At 65.7% G+C, this 18,823-nt stretch carries 13 protein-coding genes; 5 read left to right on the top strand and 8 right to left on the bottom strand.

Features of this window, described 5'->3' with window-relative positions; all coding sequences use genetic code 11:
• Positions 1-174 precede the first annotated feature (174 nt).
• Entirely contained in the window at positions 175-2,406 is a 2,232-nt protein-coding gene (gene katG, locus ACWPWT_RS15615) for a catalase/peroxidase HPI (RefSeq protein WP_454280457.1), read from the bottom strand.
• A 210-nt stretch (positions 2,407-2,616) separates the two neighbouring features.
• On the opposite strand from katG, the gene ACWPWT_RS15610 reads away from it, so the two are divergent.
• Both ACWPWT_RS15610 and ACWPWT_RS15605 read left to right on the top strand, forming a co-directional pair.
• Positions 2,617-2,862 (top strand): hypothetical protein, encoded by a 246-nt coding sequence (locus ACWPWT_RS15610; protein WP_454280456.1) that lies wholly within the window; start codon positions 2,617-2,619, stop codon positions 2,860-2,862.
• Between the two features lie 48 nt (positions 2,863-2,910).
• The gene (locus tag ACWPWT_RS15605) at positions 2,911-5,334 is read left to right on the top strand and encodes a S9 family peptidase (protein WP_454280455.1); all 2,424 of its coding nucleotides are present in this window, start codon (positions 2,911-2,913) and stop codon (positions 5,332-5,334) included.
• Between the two features lie 38 nt (positions 5,335-5,372).
• On the opposite strand, the gene ACWPWT_RS15600 is transcribed toward ACWPWT_RS15605, so the two are convergent.
• Positions 5,373-7,166: a thiamine pyrophosphate-requiring protein gene (locus ACWPWT_RS15600; protein WP_454280454.1), complete on the bottom strand. Its 1,794-nt coding sequence runs from the start codon at positions 7,164-7,166 to the stop codon at positions 5,373-5,375.
• Positions 7,167-7,274: 108 nt separating this feature from the next.
• The gene (locus ACWPWT_RS15595; RefSeq protein WP_454280453.1) at positions 7,275-7,868 is read right to left on the bottom strand and encodes an exopolysaccharide biosynthesis protein; all 594 of its coding nucleotides are present in this window, start codon (positions 7,866-7,868) and stop codon (positions 7,275-7,277) included.
• 143 nt (positions 7,869-8,011) lie between these two features.
• Between ACWPWT_RS15595 and ACWPWT_RS15590 the strand changes: the two genes are divergently transcribed.
• Together ACWPWT_RS15590 and ACWPWT_RS15585 are read left to right on the top strand one after the other, a co-directional pair.
• On the top strand, positions 8,012-8,446 hold the full coding sequence (locus ACWPWT_RS15590) for a pyridoxamine 5'-phosphate oxidase family protein (protein ID WP_454280452.1): 435 nt from the start codon (positions 8,012-8,014) through the stop codon (positions 8,444-8,446).
• Positions 8,447-8,474: 28 nt separating this feature from the next.
• On the top strand, positions 8,475-9,476 hold the full coding sequence (locus ACWPWT_RS15585) for an SDR family oxidoreductase (protein ID WP_454280451.1): 1,002 nt from the start codon (positions 8,475-8,477) through the stop codon (positions 9,474-9,476).
• Positions 9,477-9,502: 26 nt separating this feature from the next.
• Here ACWPWT_RS15585 and ACWPWT_RS15580 read toward each other — a convergent pair whose 3' ends face one another.
• From ACWPWT_RS15580 to ACWPWT_RS15565, 4 genes are read right to left on the bottom strand one after another with little or no spacing between them, the layout of a single operon-like run.
• The gene (locus ACWPWT_RS15580; protein ID WP_454280450.1) at positions 9,503-10,489 is read right to left on the bottom strand and encodes a DUF2891 domain-containing protein; all 987 of its coding nucleotides are present in this window, start codon (positions 10,487-10,489) and stop codon (positions 9,503-9,505) included.
• Entirely contained in the window at positions 10,486-11,436 is a 951-nt protein-coding gene (locus ACWPWT_RS15575) for a DUF979 domain-containing protein (RefSeq protein ID WP_454280449.1), read from the bottom strand. Before ACWPWT_RS15575 ends, ACWPWT_RS15580 begins: the two co-directional genes overlap by 4 nt.
• Positions 11,433-12,098, bottom strand: coding sequence for a DUF969 domain-containing protein (locus ACWPWT_RS15570; RefSeq protein ID WP_454280448.1), 666 nt, complete (start codon positions 12,096-12,098; stop codon positions 11,433-11,435). The genes ACWPWT_RS15575 and ACWPWT_RS15570 overlap by 4 nt, the downstream gene beginning before the upstream one ends.
• A gap of 11 nt (positions 12,099-12,109) precedes the next feature.
• The gene (locus ACWPWT_RS15565) at positions 12,110-12,619 is read right to left on the bottom strand and encodes a winged helix DNA-binding protein (RefSeq protein WP_454280447.1); all 510 of its coding nucleotides are present in this window, start codon (positions 12,617-12,619) and stop codon (positions 12,110-12,112) included.
• 98 nt (positions 12,620-12,717) lie between these two features.
• Here ACWPWT_RS15565 and ACWPWT_RS15560 point away from each other — a divergent pair, with 98 nt between their 5' ends.
• Complete coding sequence (locus tag ACWPWT_RS15560) at positions 12,718-16,269, top strand: hydantoinase B/oxoprolinase family protein (protein WP_454280446.1); 3,552 nt, start codon at positions 12,718-12,720, stop codon at positions 16,267-16,269.
• A 9-nt stretch (positions 16,270-16,278) separates the two neighbouring features.
• On the opposite strand, the gene ACWPWT_RS15555 is transcribed toward ACWPWT_RS15560, so the two are convergent.
• Positions 16,279-18,699, bottom strand: coding sequence for an ABC transporter permease (locus tag ACWPWT_RS15555; RefSeq protein ID WP_454280445.1), 2,421 nt, complete (start codon positions 18,697-18,699; stop codon positions 16,279-16,281).
• Positions 18,700-18,823 lie beyond the last annotated feature (124 nt).

Below are 18,823 nucleotides of genomic sequence, written 5' to 3'. Positions count from 1 at the left end.
ACCTCTAACCCGCGATCGGTCGCCTTCGGACCAACAATTTCTATCCGATTGATAGGGATTTCATTTAAACAAAATCGGAACAAGGACTTGTCTAGCATATCTGTGCACAGGTGACACGAAAAAGGGGTTGTACCCCGCGGTACAACCCCCATTCCGTCATTTGATATGGGCCGGTCAGATATCCATACGACCGGCGTTCATCACCTTGTCCCAGGCCTTCACAAAGTCGCGCACGAACGGCTCGTAAGAGTCTGAACAGGCATAGGCTTCTGCCAAGGCGCGCAGTTCCGAATGCGACCCGAAGATCAGGTCGACACGGGTTGCGGTCTTCGTATGCTCCTTGGTGCGGCGGTCGCGACCGTTGAACAGATTGTCGTTGTCGGTCGGCTCCCACTCGGTGCTCATGTCGAGCACATTGACGAAGAAGTCATTCGTCAGAGTGCCGACGCGATCGGTGAACACACCTTCGGTCACGCCCAGCGCATTCGCGCCCAGCACGCGCAGACCACCGACCAGCACCGTCATTTCCGGTCCGCTGAGGTCGAGAAGCTGGGCACGATCGACCAGCGCTTCCTCCGGCACCATGAATTGCGGCCCCTGGCGATAGTTGCGGAAGCCGTCCGCCATCGGCTCGAGCACCTCGAACGATTCGACATCCGTCTGGTCTTCGCGGGCATCCATACGACCCGGCGTGAAGGGCACGGTCACTTCGACCCCACCATCCTTGGCCGCCTTCTCGACCGCCGCGCAACCGCCCAGCACGATCAGGTCGGCCATCGACACCTTCTTGCCGCCGGTGGCCGAGGCGTTGAACTCGCCCTGGATCGCCTCCAGCTTGGCGAGAACCTCCGCGAGCTGGGCCGGATTGTTCACCTCCCAGTCCTTTTGCGGGGCCAGACGAACGCGGGCGCCATTGGAACCACCGCGCTTGTCCGACCGGCGATAGGTCGAGGCCGAGGCCCAGGCCGCACCGACCAGCGCCGGGACCGACAGGCCGGAGTCGAGAATCTTCGCCTTCAGCGCGGCAATGTCGGCCTCGTCCACCACCGGGTGGTCGAGCGGATCGACGCGATCCTGCCAGATCAACGGCTCCTGCGGCACGAGCGGCCCCAGATAGCCCTCGACCGGCCCCATGTCGCGGTGAGTCAGCTTGAACCAGGCGCGCGCGAAGGTCTCGGCGAAATAGGCCGGGTCCTTGTAGAAGCGCTCGGAAATCTTGCGATATTCCGGGTCCTTGATCATCGCGAGGTCGGAGGTGAGCATACGCGGATGCTGCTTCTTCGACGGGTCATGCGCGTGCGGGACGTCGGCGGGGGCGGACTTGGCCTCCCACTGCCAGGCGCCCGCCGGGCTCTTGGTCAGCTCGAACTGGTCCTCATATTCGAACAGGTTCCGGAAATAGTTGTTCGACCAACGCGTCGGCGTCTGGCTCCACGTCACTTCCAGGCCGGAGGTGATCGCGTCGCCGGCCAGGCCGCTGGCATGCTTCGAACGCCAACCAAGCCCCTGGTCCTCGATCACCGCGCCTTCCGGCTCGGGACCGACGAAGGACGGGTCGCCCGCGCCGTGCGTCTTGCCGAAGGTGTGACCGCCGGCGTTGAGCGCGACCGTCTCTTCATCGTTCATCGCCATCCGGGCGAAGGTCGCGCGGATGTCCCGCGCCGAGGCGACGGGGTCGGGGTTGCTGTTCGGACCTTCCGGGTTGACGTAGATGAGGCCCATCTGGACCGCGCCCAGCGCCGGGTGAAGCTGACGCTCGCCCGAATACCGCTCGTCACCCAGCCAGCTGCCCTCGGGACCCCAGTAAAGCTCTTCCGGCTCCCAGGTGTCGGCACGACCGCCCGCGAACCCGAAGGTCTTCAAACCCATGGACTCCAGCGCGACATTGCCGGTCAGGACGTAGAGATCGGCCCAGCTGATCTTGGCGCCATATTTCTGCTTGATCGGCCACAACAGGCGGCGTGCCTTGTCGAGATTGGCATTGTCCGGCCAGCTGTTGAGCGGGGCGAAGCGCTGCTGCCCGCCGCCCGCGCCGCCGCGACCGTCGGTGGTGCGATAGGTCCCGGCGGAGTGCCACGCCATACGGATGAACAGGCCGCCATAATGGCCGAAGTCGGCGGGCCACCAATCCTGGCTGTCGGTCATCAGCGCATGGAGGTCGGCGATCAGCGCGTCGAGATCGAGCTTCGCGAACTCCTCGGCATAGTTGAACGTCTGACCCAGCGGGTTGGAGCGGGGATTGTGCTGGTTCAGCCCTTCCAGGCGCAGCCGCTCGGGCCACCAATCCTTGTTGCCGTGGCCACCGCGACCACCGCGCTTTCCGCCGCCACCGTTACCGCCGCCGCCATGCGCGACGGGACATTCTCCGGCGTTCGGGCCCTGCCGTTCTTCGATTTCGGTAGCCATTCGTCCACTCCTTGAATTTCCGTCGGGCAACGACGCGTTCCGTCGGCCACCCGGCACCTACGCATAAGGCCGGATAAGGTTTGCACTGTAAAGCCGACTATCTTGGTCAGACTTATTGACCAAAGCGAACAGACGAACCGTGCCCGCAACGCGTTACCGACATGTGACAATCATCAGGCGAGCGCGTTGGACTATTTTCGGAGGATCGACATGAGCGACATGAACTCGATGCGGATCGGCGTCCGCCGTGCAGCGGAAATGGCCGCCGTCTTCATGATCGGCGACGGGGTGCTCGGCGTGCTTCAGCCGAAACGCCATGTCGATCTGTGGCGCTCGGAAGTCCGGACGGTGGACCTGCTGGTCCGGCCCTTTGCCGATCACCCCATACGTCGCCGCGCCTATGGGCTGATCCAGCTCGCGGCCGGTATCTCGCTGGCGGCGGCCTTGCGGCGATAAGGTCGGACGTGCCAAACCCCTGCGCAGATTGAGAATAAGGGGTATTGAATGCGCGTTGGAGTCTGTCTGGTCGCCGCCCTGCTGGCGACCACCGCCCATGCCCAGACGCCGGGCACGGGCTATCACCGCGCGCCGGACGCGATCGCCAAGGCATTGGAAACGCCGCCCACCCCCGCCGTTGCGGTCAGCCCCGACCATCGGACGCTCGCGATCCTGGGGCGCGAGAGCCTTCCTTCCATCGCCAATCTCTCCAAGCCCATCCTGCGGCTTGCCGGCTATCGCATCGACCCCGCGACCAACGGCCAGGCCGAGGTTCGCGTCCAGTGGCTGAACGCGCTGAGCTTCAAGGAAGTGGGCAGCGGACGGACGGTCACGGTCGAGCTGCCAGCGGCTATGCGCTTCGCCGCACCCGACTGGTCGCCGGACGGACGCCGCCTTGCCTTCTATGCACAGGATAGCGATGGCCTGTCCCTCTGGGTCGCCGAGCGGGACGGAAGCGCCCGTGCCATCGCGCGCGGGCTGAACGGGACATTCGGCACCCCCTTTGTCTGGACGCCGGACAGCCAGGCGCTGATCGCCTACACCGTGGTCGCCAACCGGGGCGCTGCCCCCGTCGCCGACGCGACCCCGACCGGCCCCATCGTTCAGGAAAGCAGCGGTCGCCGTTCCGCCGCGCGGACCTATGAGGATTTGCTGTGCGATGCGCATGACGAGGCGCTGTTCGATTATTATTTCACCGGTCAACTTGTCCGTATCGACCTGAACGGCACCGCCAACCCCATCGGCAGGCCGGGTCTTATCACGGATTTCAGCGTGTCGCCCGATGGCCGCTACCTGCTGACCGAACGATTGAAGCGGCCTTATTCCTATCTGCTGCCCGCCCGCTTCTTCCCTACCGAGATCGCGGTCTCGACGATTGACGGCCAGCCGGTGAAGACGCTGGTCGACCGGCCGCTAGCCGACGACCTGCCGGTCGATTTCGATGCGACCGTCAAGGGCCCGCGCGAGGCCGAATGGCGTGCCGACGCCCCCGCGACCCTGGTCTGGGCCGAAGCGCTGGACGGCGGCAATCCGCGCGTGAAGATCGCCTATCACGACAGGCTGATGATGCAGGCCGCGCCCTTCGCCGCCGAACCGGTCGAACTGGCCAAGACCCCTGCCCGCTATGCGACGACCTGGTGGGGTGATGACGGCTTCGCGCTGGTCGTGGACCGCGAATGGCGCTCGCGTACCGAACATCGCCTGGCGGTCACGCCGGGACGGCCGGGCGAAGCACGGACCGTTCTGACCCGCAATTATCAGGATCAATATGGCGATCCCGGCCGCCCGATGCTGGAGGAGAATGCCGCCGGCAAGCCGGTGATGCGCTTTACCCCCGGGCATGACGGCGTCTATGTCACCGGCGAAGGCGCCACCAAGGCGGGCGCCTTCCCCTTCCTCGCCCGCATGCCCGTCGATGGCGGCGAGCAGAAGCGGCTGTGGAGTGCCAAGGCGCCCTATTACGAAAGCGTCGTCGCACTGCTCGACGAGAAGTCCGGCCGTATCCTGACGCGCCGGGAGAGCGCCAAGCAGCCTCCCAATTACCTAATCCGCGGCATAAAGGGCCGCTCGGCAAAGCCGATCACCAGCTTCGCCGACCCCGCCCCCGTCTTCGCGGGCGTGACGCAGCGGACCATCACCTATAACCGTGCCGATGGCCTGCCGCTGTCGGGCTCGCTCTATCTGCCCGCAGGCTATGACGCGAAGCGTGACGGACCGCTGCCGACGCTGCTCTGGGCCTATCCGGCGGAATATACCGATGCGAAGGTGGCCGGGCAGACGGTGGACCAGGGCAATCGCTTCGTCAGGCCGCGTGGGATCAGCCATTTGTTCCTGCTGACCCAGGGCTATGCCGTGCTGGACGACCCCGCCATGCCGATCATCGGCGAAGGCGGGGCGGAGGCCAACGATAGCTATGTCAAACAGCTTCAGGACGATGCGCAGGCCGCCGTCGACGCCGTGGTCAAGCTGGGCGTGGCCGACCGGTCGCGCATGGCGGTGGGCGGCCATAGCTATGGCGCGTTCATGACTGCCAATCTGCTGGCGCATACCGACCTGTTCCGCGCCGGGATCGCGCGCTCCGGGGCCTATAACCGCACGCTGACCCCCTTCGGCTTCCAGGCGGAGCAGCGCACCTATTGGCAGGCGACCGACACCTATACGAAAATGAGCCCCTTCACCTATGCCGACCGGATCAAGGCGCCGATCCTGCTGATCCATGGCGGGGCCGACGACAATAGCGGCACCTTCCCGATCCAGTCCGAGCGCATGTACGCGGCGCTGAAGGGCAATGGCGCGACGGTCCGCTATGTCGTCCTGCCCAACGAGCCCCATGGCTATCGTGCACTGGAGTCGACCGAAGAGACATTGTGGCAAATGACCGACTGGCTCGACCGCTACGTCAAGCCGAAACAGCCGGCACCCGCCCAGTGAGTGCCCGCCCCACCTTCTGGATAATGGGGGGTGGGGCTTCAGCTTCGCGTGGGAAGGATTTCCCGCACCAGCTGCCGGGCGGTGTCCGCGATCACGCCGCCCGTGCCGGGATCGCCCTTTGCCGCAAAGGACATGAACGCCTTGGCCTGCTCCAGCGTGATATGCGGGGGCAAGGGGGCGACGTCCGGATCGGTCCTGACCTCCAGGATCACCGGCCGATCCGCCGCAAGCGCCCTGTCCCATGCCGCCCCAAGCTGTTCGGGATCGTCCACGAAGATGCCGGTCAGGCCGATCAGTTCGGCGAACTTGGCATAGGGCACATCGGGCAGGTCCTGCGTCGCCTCGAAACGCGGATTGCCCTCCATGATCCGCTGCTCCCACGTCACCTCGTTGAGGTCGCGATTGTTGAAGACGCAGACGATGAGCCGGGGATCGGACCAGCGTTGCCAATATTTTTGAACGGTGATCATTTCCGCCAGATTGTTCATCTGCATCGCACCATCACCGACCAATGCGACCACCGGGCGATCGGGATGCGCGAACTTCGCGGCGATCGCATAGGGAACCGCCGCCCCCATCGAGGCCAGCCCGCCCGATAGCGACGATCGCTGCCCCTTCTTCACCCGGTAATCGCGCGCATACCAGTTGGCGCAGGAACCGGAGTCCGAGGTGACGATGGCGTTATCGGGCAGGCGTGGCGACATCTCCCACACGACCCGCTGCGGATTGACGGGATTGGCGGTGGCCTGTGCCCGCGCATCGATCGTATCATACCAGTCGCGTACCCCGACCATGATCTGATCCTGCCAGTCGCGCTCGGACTTCCGGGTGACGAGCGGGATCAGCGCGCGCAGCGTTTCCGCCGCATCGCCGTGCAGGTTGACCTCGACCGGGTAGCGTAGGCCCAGCATGGCCGGATCGATGTCGATCTGAACCGCCCGGGCCTGTCCGTCCTTCGGCAGATACTCGGCCCAGGGAAAGCCGGTGCCGATCATCAGCAGCGTGTCGCAATCGTCCATCATGTCCGATGATGGCTTGGTGCCCAGCAGGCCGATGGCACCGGTCACGAATGGCAGGTCGTCGGGCAAGACGTCCTTCCCCAGCAACGCCTTCGCCACACCACCGCCCAGCAGATCGGCGATGGCGACGACCTCGTCCGCCGCGTCCCGTGCGCCCGCGCCGATCAGGATCGCGACCTTCTTGCCTTCGTTCAATATGCTCGCCGCAGCGGCCAGATCCCGTTCGTGCGGAATGACGCGCGGACGGGAATAGCCGGGGCCGGAGCGAGTGAAACCATGCGCACGGGCGGGTTCCTCCCATGGTTCGTCCTGAACGTCCTTCGGCAGGATCAACGTCGTCACGCCGTTGCGCGCCTTGGCAATGCGGACGCCGCGATCGACCAGATGGCGGATCTGTGCCGGGGCCGCCGCCTCCTGAACGAAGTCCGACACGTCTGCGAACATCCGGTCGAGGTTCAGCTCCTGCTGATAGCTGGCGCCCCGCACCGTCGCTTCGGCCTGTCCCACGATCGCGAGCACGGGCATATGGTCCAGCTTGGCATCGTAAAGCCCGGTGATGAGATGCGTCGCCCCTGGTCCGCCGGTGGACAGGCAGACGCCCATCTCGCCCGTGAATTTGGCATGGGCGACTGCCATGAAGGCCGCCATTTCTTCATGGCGAACCTGAATGAAATCGATCCCCTCCCCGGCCCGCTCGGCCCGTTGAAGCGCGCCCAACACGCCGTTGATGCCGTCGCCCGAATAGCCATAGATGCGCGTCACGCCCCATGCCTTGAGCCGTTCGACAAAAAAGTCGCTGCTTTGCGTGGTCATGTCGGTCGTTCCTCAGTCCGTTCGGGAAGAGGACGAAGGGCGCGCCGGCCCGTTCCCCGCTTTGTCCCGGTTCGGCGCGGCTCCCACCCGGTTACTCGAAACACGCCGCTATAATTTGCTGATCGCGAGCCCTATCCCCACCGCCACTGCGCCCACGGCAAGTGCCAGGGCGACGATCATCACCAGTCCGTCGCGCACCATCAGGGCAAGGCCGAAGGTCGCGATCGCCGCCATCGGAGCGGTGGTGGCCAGCGGCAGTAGCTCCAGTGGCGGCACGGTGAACGCTAATATGATGCAGGCGATGGCGGCGATGCGCGGAAAGGCGCCATGGGTCAGCGCGGGCAGGCGGCCGTGGAACCACCGGTCCGCCCAGGCAGCCGGTTTCTCAGCCTTCTTCACCGCCTTGCGAACCTTATCGCTGCCAACCGAGCGGCGCATGAGAAAATCCGGAAGCCACAGGTGTTTGCGCCCAAGTGCCAATTGCACCGCGACGAGGATGATGACCACCGCGAGAACGGTCGGCAGTCCGGGGATCGACCCCACGGGCGATATGTCGATCAGCGCGGGGAGCAGCAGGAACGGCCCGAAGGAGCGATTGCCGAACGCCTCGATCACGTCGCCCAGCGACACGCGGTCATGCTGGTCCGCCAGGTCGTCCAAGGTGGAGAGAATGTCTCCGATGCTGCTCGGGCCGTCTGCCATGACGCGCAAACGGCAGGCCGCGGCGCCGGTTCCTCCGCCACATGGCAAATGAACCATAGCCGATCCCGCCCGTTGCACTTTTATCGGGAAATCAGCGATTTGGCACAGTGCCAGTCCTGCCGCCCCACCGGGAGAGCAAGCATATGGCGCAGTGGACGCTTTCGGACCTGTCGAAGAAGATGGCGAAGCTCGACTTCGCAATGCTCGGGACAACCTCTTCCACCGGGACGATGACGGCGCGTCCGATGAGCAACAACGGCGATGTCGGCTATGACGGCGACAGCTATTTCTTCGCTTATGGCAGTTCGCGAAAAGTCGCCGAAATCCGTGCCCAGCCGGAGGTGTCGTTGAGCTATACCGGCGCGGCCGGAATGCTCGGTGGCCCGCCGCTGTTCATCGCGATCGAGGGCCGGGCGACGCTGATCCAGGATCGCGCCCGGTTCGAGGAACATTGGACCAAGGATCTGGACCGTTACTTTCCCGACGGAATCGACACGCCCGACGTGGTGATGATCCAGGTTCATGCCGAGCGCATTCGCTATTGGGATGGCGGCGAAGAGGGCGAAGTCGCCGCCTGACGACAACGCTGTGAACAGGGGTCATGATATGAGCGACATGGAAACCTCCCGCCGCGGCCTGTTGGGCGGTGCGGCTCTGGGTCTTGCGGCGGCCACCGGTCCGGGCGTGGCCCTGGCGCAAGGGTCCACCGGGGCACAAACGCCTGCACCCAGCCTGCGCGATCCGCGCAACGTCTATACGCGCACCCCCTTCCCCGAACAGCGTCAGCCCTGGCCCGCGCTTGCCAGCAAGATGACGCCACGGCCCGATCATGGCGAAACGAGCTATCGCGGGTCGAACAAGCTGGTCGGGCGCAAGGCGTTGCTGACCGGCGGCGACAGCGGGATCGGCCGCGCCGCCGCCATTGCCTTCGCGCGCGAAGGGGCCGACGTCGCGATCAACTATCACCCCAGCGAGGAGCCCGACGCCCGTGAAGTCGCCGACCTGATCCGTCAGGCCGGACGAAAGGCGGTGCTGCTGCCCGCCGACATTCGCAGCCAAAAGGCGTGCGAGGATACGGTACGCAAGGCGATCGCGCAGCTTGGCGGCCTCGACCTGCTGGTCAACAACGCGGCCTATCAGCAGTCCAAGGCCGATATTTCCGAGATCAGCGACGAACAATTCGTCCGCACCTACGAAACCAACGTGTTCCACGTATTCCGTTTTTCCAAGGCGGCGATCCCCGCGATGCCGCCTGGGTCGGTGATCATCAACACGATCTCGCAAAACTCCTATGACCCCGGCGAAGATCTGATCGACTATGCCTCGACCAAGGCGGCGATCCAGAATTTGACGCGCGGCATGGCCAAGCAGCTCGCCAAGAAGGGCATCAGGGTCAACGCGGTTTCGCCCGGTCCGATCTGGACCCCGCTGCAGGTCGCGGGGGGACAGCTTCCCGGCAAGATGCACGAATTCGGTCAGGATACGCCACTGGGGCGTGCCGGGCAGCCCGCCGAACTGGCGGCGCTATATGTCGCGCTGGCGTCAGGCGAAACCACCTATTCGACCGGCACCGCCGTCGGTGCGCATGGCGGGGGCGGTTTTCCGTAAGGGCCGCGCCCGCGTCGCTAAAGGCCCTAGTCGAGCCCCGTCATGGCTAGCGTGGCGAAGCTGGCCAGCCAGTGCTCACCCATATAGTCGCCTGCCACCGCATGAAGCGCGGCATCGATATGGCGGGCGGCGCTGTCCTTGAGCAGTCCGGCCGCGGGCTCGGGCAACTCCGGCGCAAGGCCACGCATCGTCCAGGCCCGGCTGAGGTTCAGGCCGTCGAGATGCGCGATCTGCCCATCGCTGCGATCGCTGACCCGCGCCGGGGTGAACAGCGCCTCGGGCTGCCCTTCACCCAGATCGGGTAGAAAGGCGGCGAACCATGAGGCGAATTCCTGTCGAGGCAGCAGGGCGCGCATCGCGAACGCCTCGATCAGCACGGGCGACAGGAAGTCCTGACCGCTGGGCTCCCAGGCCTGGGCGGCACGATCCCGGCCGAACCACGCCCTGGCGCGCTCGGTCATCAGACTGCGAAGTGCCTCGTCCCCCGTGACCCGCGCATAACGGTCGATCAGGACCAGCGCAAAGGCGGTATTGGCATGGGTCCCGACGCGTACCGGATAGGTGAGCATCGGCAGATAGTCGCGCCAGCGGGCGGCAAAGGCTTCGGCCAGCGGGCGAAGCGTCGGAGCATAGGGACTGTCCGAGACCGTCAGTTCGCTCGCCAGCATCAGCAACCACGCCCAGCCATAAGGCCGCTCGAACCCACGCGCATCCGGTCGGTCGAGATAGGCGCGCTCGGCGCCCACCTTCTCGGCGGTGAAGGCCTCGGCGAACAACGCGTCGATCGCTGCGATTTCGGCGATGGCGGGATACAGGCGGCGGATACGCGCCAGCAGCCAATATCCATGGACGCAGCTATGCCAGTCGAAGCTGCCATAGAAGATGGGATGGACGAGACGCGGGATATAGCGGTCGTCATCGCCGACATAGACGTGATCCGCCTTGTGCGGATAATCGCGCGTCACATGGCCTAGCGCGATGCGTGCGAAGCGGGCGGCGAGTTCGGGGGTCATGTCATCCTTCCAGCAAAGCCGCAGGCGGCCAGCACCGCGATATTGAAGACCAGCAGCAGGAGCGCGGTCGGCCATTGCACCCGGATCACTCCGAACCGATCACGCAGTTCTAGGATCGCGGCGGGCACGATGTTGAAGTTCGCCGCCATCGGCGTCATCAACGTCCCGCAAAATCCCGACAACATGCCCAAAGCCGCAACGGCGGCGGGATCGCCCCCGAATCGCTGGATGACGATCGGCAACCCGATCCCGGCGGTCATGATCGGGAAGGCGGCAAAGGCGTTGCCCATCACCATGGTGAACAGCGCCATGCCTACGCAATAGGCGAGGGTCGCGGCCATCGGCGTGTCGAGCGCGACCACGCTGGTCACGCCGTCGGCCACGACCTTGCCGACCCCGGCCACGGCGAACACGCCGCCCAGCGCCGCCAGCATCTGCGGCAGGACCATGGCCCAGCCGACCGCATCCGACAGCCTCCGCGCCTCTGTCGCCGGCGCAGAGGCAGTTGGCCTGGTCAGCCGGATGGCAAGGATCAGTGCGACCAGTGCACCGACCGCCAGAGCCACCAGAGATACTTGTTTCGGATCGATCAGTGCGAACCCAGCAATCCGACCATCCGGGATCGACAGCGTCCCCGCCAGGGTCACGAACGGCAAGGCCAGGGCGGGCGCGAACAGCCACAGGCCCGAACGAACCGGCGCCGCCGCTCCTTTCGCGGCCACGGGGGATGGACGCAGCCCCCAGGTCGCGAGACCGACCATGACCAGCACGAAGCACCCGTTCAACAGGTCGGGCAGCCAGGGCCCCGCCCCCAGCAGGATCGCGAACAGCCCCCAGAAACCGGCATTGCGCCACCGGGTCGCCTCGCCCCGATCCATCATATGATGGATCGCCACCGTCGCAGGCAGCGTCGCCGCCGCAATGCCCAACGCGTCGAGCCCTATCATCCGCGCCGCGCCTTCAGACGCCGGTCGAGCAACAACAGGCGGACACCATGGATCAGCAGCGCCGCGATCGCGCTCGGGATCGCCCATAGCGCGACGTGTAGCGGCGCGACGACGATCCCCTCCTGCTCCAGGATGGCGCGGATTAGCAGGATGGATCCGATCGCGATGAACACATCCTCGCCGAAGAACACGCCGATATTGTCGACCGCGGCGGCATGGGCACGGATATGGTCGCGGGTATCGGGGTCGAGCAAAGTTCCATCGCGTTCCTCCGCCCCTTCCGCCATCGGCGCGATGATCGGCCGCACCATCTGCACATGTCCGCCCAGCGAGGTCAGGCCCAGCGCGGCGGTGATCTGGCGCAGCATGAAATAGCCGATCAGCACGCGCCCGGTCGTCGCCCCGCGCAGCCTTCGCACGATGTCGCGAGCCCGCTCCCGCAGCCCTGCGCGCTCAAGCAGCCCGATCGTCGGCAGCGCGAGCCAGGCGACCGCCATGAAGCGGCTCGACACGAACGCCTTGCCGATCATCGCGATTACCTCGACCGGACCGAAACCCGCCGCCGCCGCGCTGGCAAAAGCCGCGACGGTGACGACCAGCAAGGGGTTCACGCCCAGCGCAAAACCGATGATGATGATCGCGATACCCGACAGGACCAGCATGGCGGCGCGTCCTACAGCGTCGCGGCGGCGCGGGCCGCCTGGTTATACTGGCCCGACAGGCGCCGCAGCAGATCGGCGGCCTCCGACAGGGCGGCCGCATCGGGGCCATCGGCCTCGACCGCCTTGGACAAGATACGCTCGCGAATGTCGCGATAGCCCGCGCAGAATTCTCGCCCCGCCTCGGTCGCGACGAGCAGCTTTTCCTTGCCCTCCCGCCGCGTCGCGATCAGCCCTGCCTTTTCCAGCTTGCGCACGGCATAGGTGACGAGATGCGTGTCCTCTATGTCGAGGACCAGGGCGATGTCCGCGATCCGTTTGGGCCGGTCGCGATGGCGGACGGTGTGGAGGATCAGGACCTCGATCGGGGTCAGCGACAATCCGGTCGCGGCGGCACAGCGCGTCATCCAGCGCTGATAGGCCGCCGCCGCCAGGGTCAGGCTGAACTCCAGTTCCGACAGCGCCGGTGCCGAGCCGTCGGCGAGATGCGCCGAGGAAACGATCGCGCGCCTGCCAGTCGTCATACGGCCCTCCTTGATGCTGGGGAGGATCGCGGTAGCGCATCCCACTGTCAATATGATACATACGATTCATCGATAATTTAGACACAAGGTGTTGGCGGATGGCGCGCTGGTCGTTCTGGGTCGATCGTGGGGGGACCTTCACCGACATCGTCGCGCGTGCGCCGGACGGGACGCTGACCACCGCCAAGCTGCTCAGCGAAAACCCGGAACGCTATGCCGACGCCGCCGTGGCGGGCATCCGCCAACTCCTCGGCCTATCCGATGACGCCCCCTTGCCCGCCCATTCCGTCGCGGAGGTCAAGATGGGCACCACCGTCGCGACCAACGCCCTGCTGGAACGCAAGGGGACGCGCACGCTGCTCGTGGTCGATCGGGGCTTTGCCGACCTGCTCGCCATCGGCAACCAGGCGCGCCCGCGTCTGTTCGATCTGGCCATCCGCCTGCCCCGGCCGCTTTATGATGGCGTGATCGAAATTGGCGGCCGGATCGACCGGGACGGCCGGACGGTGACGCCGTTGGACGAAGCGGAGGTCGCCGCGCTGCTCGCCGCCAGGCATGATGAAGGCTATGATGCGGTCGCCATCGCCCTCACCCATGCCTGGGCCCACCCTGCCACCGAGCAACGCGTGGCCGCCCTCGCCCGTGCCGCCGGCTTTGCGCAGGTTTCGGCCAGCCATGCGGTCAGTCCGCTGATCGGTCTGGTGGCACGCGGGCGGACGAGCGTGGTCGATGCCTATTTGTCGCCCGTCCTGCGCCGCTATGTCGACCGGGTCGCGAACGCGCTGGACGGCGTGCCGCTGCACTTCATGCAGTCGAACGGCGGACTGGCCGAGGCATCGGTGTTTCAGGGCAAGGACGCGATCCTGTCCGGCCCGGCGGGGGGCGTGGTGGCAGCGGCGCGAACGGCGGAAGCCGCCGGGATCGAGCGGGTGATCGGGTTCGACATGGGCGGCACCTCGACCGATGTCGCGCTCTATGCCGGACGGTTCGAGCGGGTGCTGGATGCCGAAATCGCCGGGGTGGAGATGCGCGTGCCGATGATGGCGATCGAGACGGTCGCGGCGGGGGGCGGGTCGATCCTCCATTATGACGGCGCCCGCTTTCGGGTAGGCCCCGACAGCGCCGGCGCCAATCCCGGCCCTGCCTGTTACCGGCGCGGTGGCCCCCTGACCGTCACCGATGCCAATGTTCTGGTCGGCAAGATCCAGCCCGATCACTTCCCCGCCGTGTTCGGGCCAAACGGCGATCAGCGCCTCGATCCCGAGGCATCGGCACGCGGCTTCAGCGAGTTGGCCGTCGCGACCGGCATGGACGATCCGCGCCGGGTGGCCGAGGGCTTTTTGGAGGTGGCCGTCGCGCATATGGCGGCGGCAATCAAACGCGTCGCGCTGGAGCGGGGTGAGGACGTCGCCAGCTTCGCCTTGCAATGTTTCGGGGGGGCGGGCGGCCAGCATGCCTGTCGCGTCGCCGAACTGCTGGGGATGAGCCGGGTGCTGATCCATCCATTGGCGGGCGTACTCTCGGCTTATGGGATGGGCTTGGCCGACCGGGTCGCGATCCGACAGCGGTCGGTCGAGCGACCCTTGGGAGAACCCCTGGACGCGGTCGCCGCTGAACTGGGAGACGCAGCCGCCGCGGAGGTCGGCGCGGACGCACGGCGGGTCGCCACCGCCAATCTGCGCTATGCGGGCACCGATACCGCGTTGGGCGTCGACCTGGCCGATCCAGCGACGATGCGCACCGCCTTCGAGGCGGCGCACCGCGCGCGATTCGGCTTCATCAGTCCCGATCGCGCCATCATGATCGAAACGCTGGTGGTCGAGGCGATCCTGCCCGGCGAGCCCGTCTCGCCGCCGCCGCTGCCGCCTCGCGAGGGGCCGATGACTGCCCCGCTTGCCGTGGCGAAGGTCTGGACCGGCGGGGCCGAGCACGAAACCCCGATCCATGATCGCACGCAGCTGCGGTCCGGCGACCGCATCACCGGCCCCGCGCTGATCCGCGAGGCGATCGCGACGACCATGGTGGAGCCGGACTGGACGCTCGAAGTCGGCTCGGGCGGGGAATTGTTGCTGACCCATGACCGCGCAACCGCCCGGACCGCGTCCGATCCGGCGATCGTCGATCCGGTTCGGCTGGAGCTGTTCAACACACAGTTCATGGGCATTGCCGAGCGGATGGGGGTCGTCCTCCGCAACACCTCGGTCAGCGTCAATATGAAGGAGCGGCTGGACTTTTCCTGTGCGCTGTTCGACGCCTCGGGCCGGCTGATCGCCAATGCCCCACATGTGCCCGTCCATCTAGGCGCGATGGGCGAGAGCGTGCGCGCGGTGCTCGCCAGTCGCGGTGCGACGCTCAAGCCCGGCGATGCGGTGGCGCTCAACAATCCGTTCAACGGCGGCACCCATCTTCCCGACGTCACCGTCATATCGCCGGTCTTCGGCGAAGACGGCACCATTCGCTTCTTCGTGGCCAATCGCGGCCATCACGCCGATATCGGCGGGTTGACGCCGGGATCGACCCCGCCCCATTCCCGGACGCTGGAGGACGAGGGGGTGGTCATCGACGACTTCCTGCTGGTCGATGGCGGCGAATTGCGGGAGCAGGCGTTCCGCGACCTGCTCGACCAGGCCCGCTATCCGGCACGCAGCCCGGATACCAATGTCGCCGACATCAAGGCACAGCTCGCCGCCAACGCCACCGGCATTGCGGAGTTGAACGCCATGGTCGCGACGCAGGGCTGGCCCATTGTCCACGCCTATATGGGCCATGTCATGGCGCACGCCGAGGAGAGCATTCGCCAAGTGTTGAGCCGTCTGCGGGACGGGGCGTTCGACTATGCGATGGACGACGGCACGCCGTTGAAGGTGAAGGTCCGTATCGACCACTCCGCGCGGGCCGCCACGATCGACTTCACCGGCACCGGTCCCGCCAGCACGGGCAATTTCAACGCGCCGCCCGCCGTCACGCGCGCGGTGGTGCTCTATGCCTTTCGTTGTCTGGTAGGGACGGATCTGCCGCTCAACGAAGGCTGCCTCGCACCGCTGACGATCGTCATTCCCGACGGGTCGTTCCTGTCGCCACCGCCCGGCAGTGCGGTCGTCGCGGGCAATACAGAGGTCAGCCAGGCAGCCTGCAACGCATTATTGGGGGCTCTGGGCGCGTCCGCCGCTGCGCAAGGGACGATGAACAACTTCCTGTTCGGCAATGCCCGCCACCAATATTACGAGACCATTTGCGGCGGCGCCGGCGCCGGGCCCGATTTCGACGGTGCCTGTGCCGTGCATACGCATATGACCAACACGCGGATCACCGATCCCGAGATATTGGAACTCCGCTATCCCGTCCGGCTCGACCGCTTCGCCATCCGGCGCGGATCGGGGGGCGACGGGCGACATCGTGGTGGCGACGGCGCGATCCGGGCGATCACCGCACTGGAGCCGATGACCGCCACGCTCGTCGCCTCGCGCCGCACCATCGCGCCCTTCGGCCTTGAGGGCGGCGGAGACGGCGCGGCTGGCACCCAGCATGTCGAACGCGCCGATGGCCGCCGCGAGCCGATGACGGGGACCGATCAGGTCGAACTTAAACCGGGTGACCGGATCGTGATCGAGACCCCGGGGGGCGGCGGCTATGGCCCGGCCCGGGGGTGATCGATCCCGCTAGTCGTGACGCAGCGCCCAGGCCGGGGTGGCTCGGCTGGCGCGCAGGGCCTGGCTCAGTATGGTCAGGACCGCGATGAAGATCGCCACTCCACTCGCCCCGATGAAATAGAGCGGTGACAAGGTGACGGCATCCCCGAACCCGGCCAGCCATGTTCGCATCGCCCCATAGGCCAGCGGCCAGGCGAGCAGATTGGCTATCAGGATCGGGCGCAGGAATTGGTGGACCAACAGGCGCACGATGTCCGCAGACGATGCGCCAAGCGTCTTGCGAATCCCGATCTCCTTGACCCGCCGCGCTGTGTTGAAGGAAGCGAGACCCCACAACCCAAAACAGGCAATCAGCAGCGCCATGGCCGCGCCGATGCCGAACAAACGGGCAGCCTGGTCATCAGCCTCGTAATATTGAGCCAGCCGCTGATCGGCGGTCAGCGCGACGAATGGAATCTGCGGAGCCATGCGGAGCCATGTCGCATGCACCGCATTCCGTATGTCCAAGGGGCTGCCCGTATAGCGGATCACGCCGATCGCCGAAGGCGGAACATCGCGATTATACTGATACAGCGTCACGGCATCGGGCGTGCGCGGTGAAGAGAAACGCAGCCGATCGATCACGCCGATGATCGTGCGCGGATTGGTTCGGCCGACTGTCTTGCCGACGGCCTCGGCCGGGCTGCGAAAGCCGAGCGCGGAGATTGCCGGACGATTGATGACAACATTGCGACCATCCTTCCACTTCGTCCAGTCGCTGGCGTCGTCACCGCCATGCGCTTCGTCGAAGACCCGCCCGGCCAGCAACTTCGGCGCATAGCTGCGAAAGAAATCCGGCCCGACGATCATGTTGCTGACCGTCAGGCCGGGTCGGCCCGGCAGGTCGATCACATCCAGATTGCTGTCGCCATCCCCCGGCCCCGCAGAGCCAGAGCCGACCGAGACGACCCCCGGCAGGCGACGAAGTGCTGCCAGGATGGGGCGCGTCTGATCGGGGAACATACGCTTGTCCGCCATAGACGGCAGGATCATCAGCCCCTCGCGCCGGAAACCCAGATCGGATCGCCGGACATGGATCGTCTGCGCAATCAGCACGGTCGTGGCGATCATGAAAGCGATCGCCACCCCGAACTGGATCACTACCAGAATCTCTCGACTGCGGGTGCCTGCCCGCCCCCCTCCCGGAGCCCGTGCCGATGCCAGAACGGCGGCGGCGGGAAAGCGGGACAGCAGAATGGCCGGATAAAAGCCCGCCAATCCTCCAACGATCACCACCAGCGCCACCAAAATCGGCAGTGCAAGCGCGTAGGGAAAAGTCAGCGACAATCCGCCCGCTGCATTGATCATCGGCAGGCTGACTTCCGTCAGGATCATGCCAATCAGCGCGGCTACCGCCACCATCGACACCGCCTCACCCATGAACTGGCGGAACAGCATGGCCCGATGCGCACCCAGCACTTTGCGCATCGCTACCTCGCGCGCACGCCGCCCCGCCTGTGCGGTCGCAAGGTTCACGTAATTGATGATCGCGATCAGCAGAGTCAGGATACCCACAAGTCCCAATGTCACCACCGTAAGGGCGCGCGCGCCGACCTCCGCCCCGCCCGGCGGCTGCAAATGCACCTGCCTGATGGGAAGCAGCGGCAGGGAAAGCACCTTTGCGGGCTCGGGACCCAGATCCTGCCCGGCATGACGGCGGATGAATGCGGGAATTTCTGCCGCAAAGGCCTTGGCGCTTTGGTCGTCGGGAAAGCGCAGGAAGGTTGCCACATCGACCATGCCCCATTTGTACCAGGCCCATTGCGCCGGCGGCGGCCTGCGCGGGACCGGGATCAGGATGGAGATATGTAGATCACTATTTGCGGGCAAATCCTCGAAAATGCCAGCAACGCGATAGGTTTCGGGGGCATCGACGGCAATGGTCAACGTCTGTCCGATCGGATCGGCATCGCCGAACAGTCTTTGTGCCTCGCTGCGGCTCAGCAGCGCACCGGATGGATCGGCTAGTGCTCGCCGACCCTCGCCCCGCACCATAGGAAGGTCGAAGACGTCGAAAAAGGACGGATCAACCTGCGCCACATCGGCAGAGATCGCCTCGCCCTGCCGTACGATGCTGCCCCCCCGCTTTCCACCACGTATGCGCGTGCCGACCAGCGAGGGAAAATCGCCCCGCATCTGTTCGAGCATCCCCGCCATGGTACCGGGATAGGCACCGTTGAACGGGCTGCCCGGCAAATGGATTTCGGTCTGGATCAGGTAGATTTGGTCATGATGCGGCACCCATCGCTCAAAACTCGTCTCGAACCGAACATAGAGGCCCAGCACCAGGAACACCGCGATCCCCAGCGCGAGACCGCCGATGTTGAGCGCAGCATAGAGTTTGTGGCGGGTCAGCGAACGATAGAGCGACAGAAGCGCAAAGCTGTTCATGCGGGGCGTCTTCCTTCTTCGGTCGCGCGCTGAGTGCTGCCAATATGCGGAGACCCATATCGGTTAGGCGGCACTTGCGCGGATCGCCTGTTCAGTCATCATGGTCCGACTGTCCCTGTCCAGC

The sequence above is a fragment of the Sphingomonas sp. Marseille-Q8236 genome (assembly GCF_965112005.1).
Note: the sequence above shows the minus strand (reverse complement) of the source record. Positions and strands in the feature narration are given on the sequence as shown.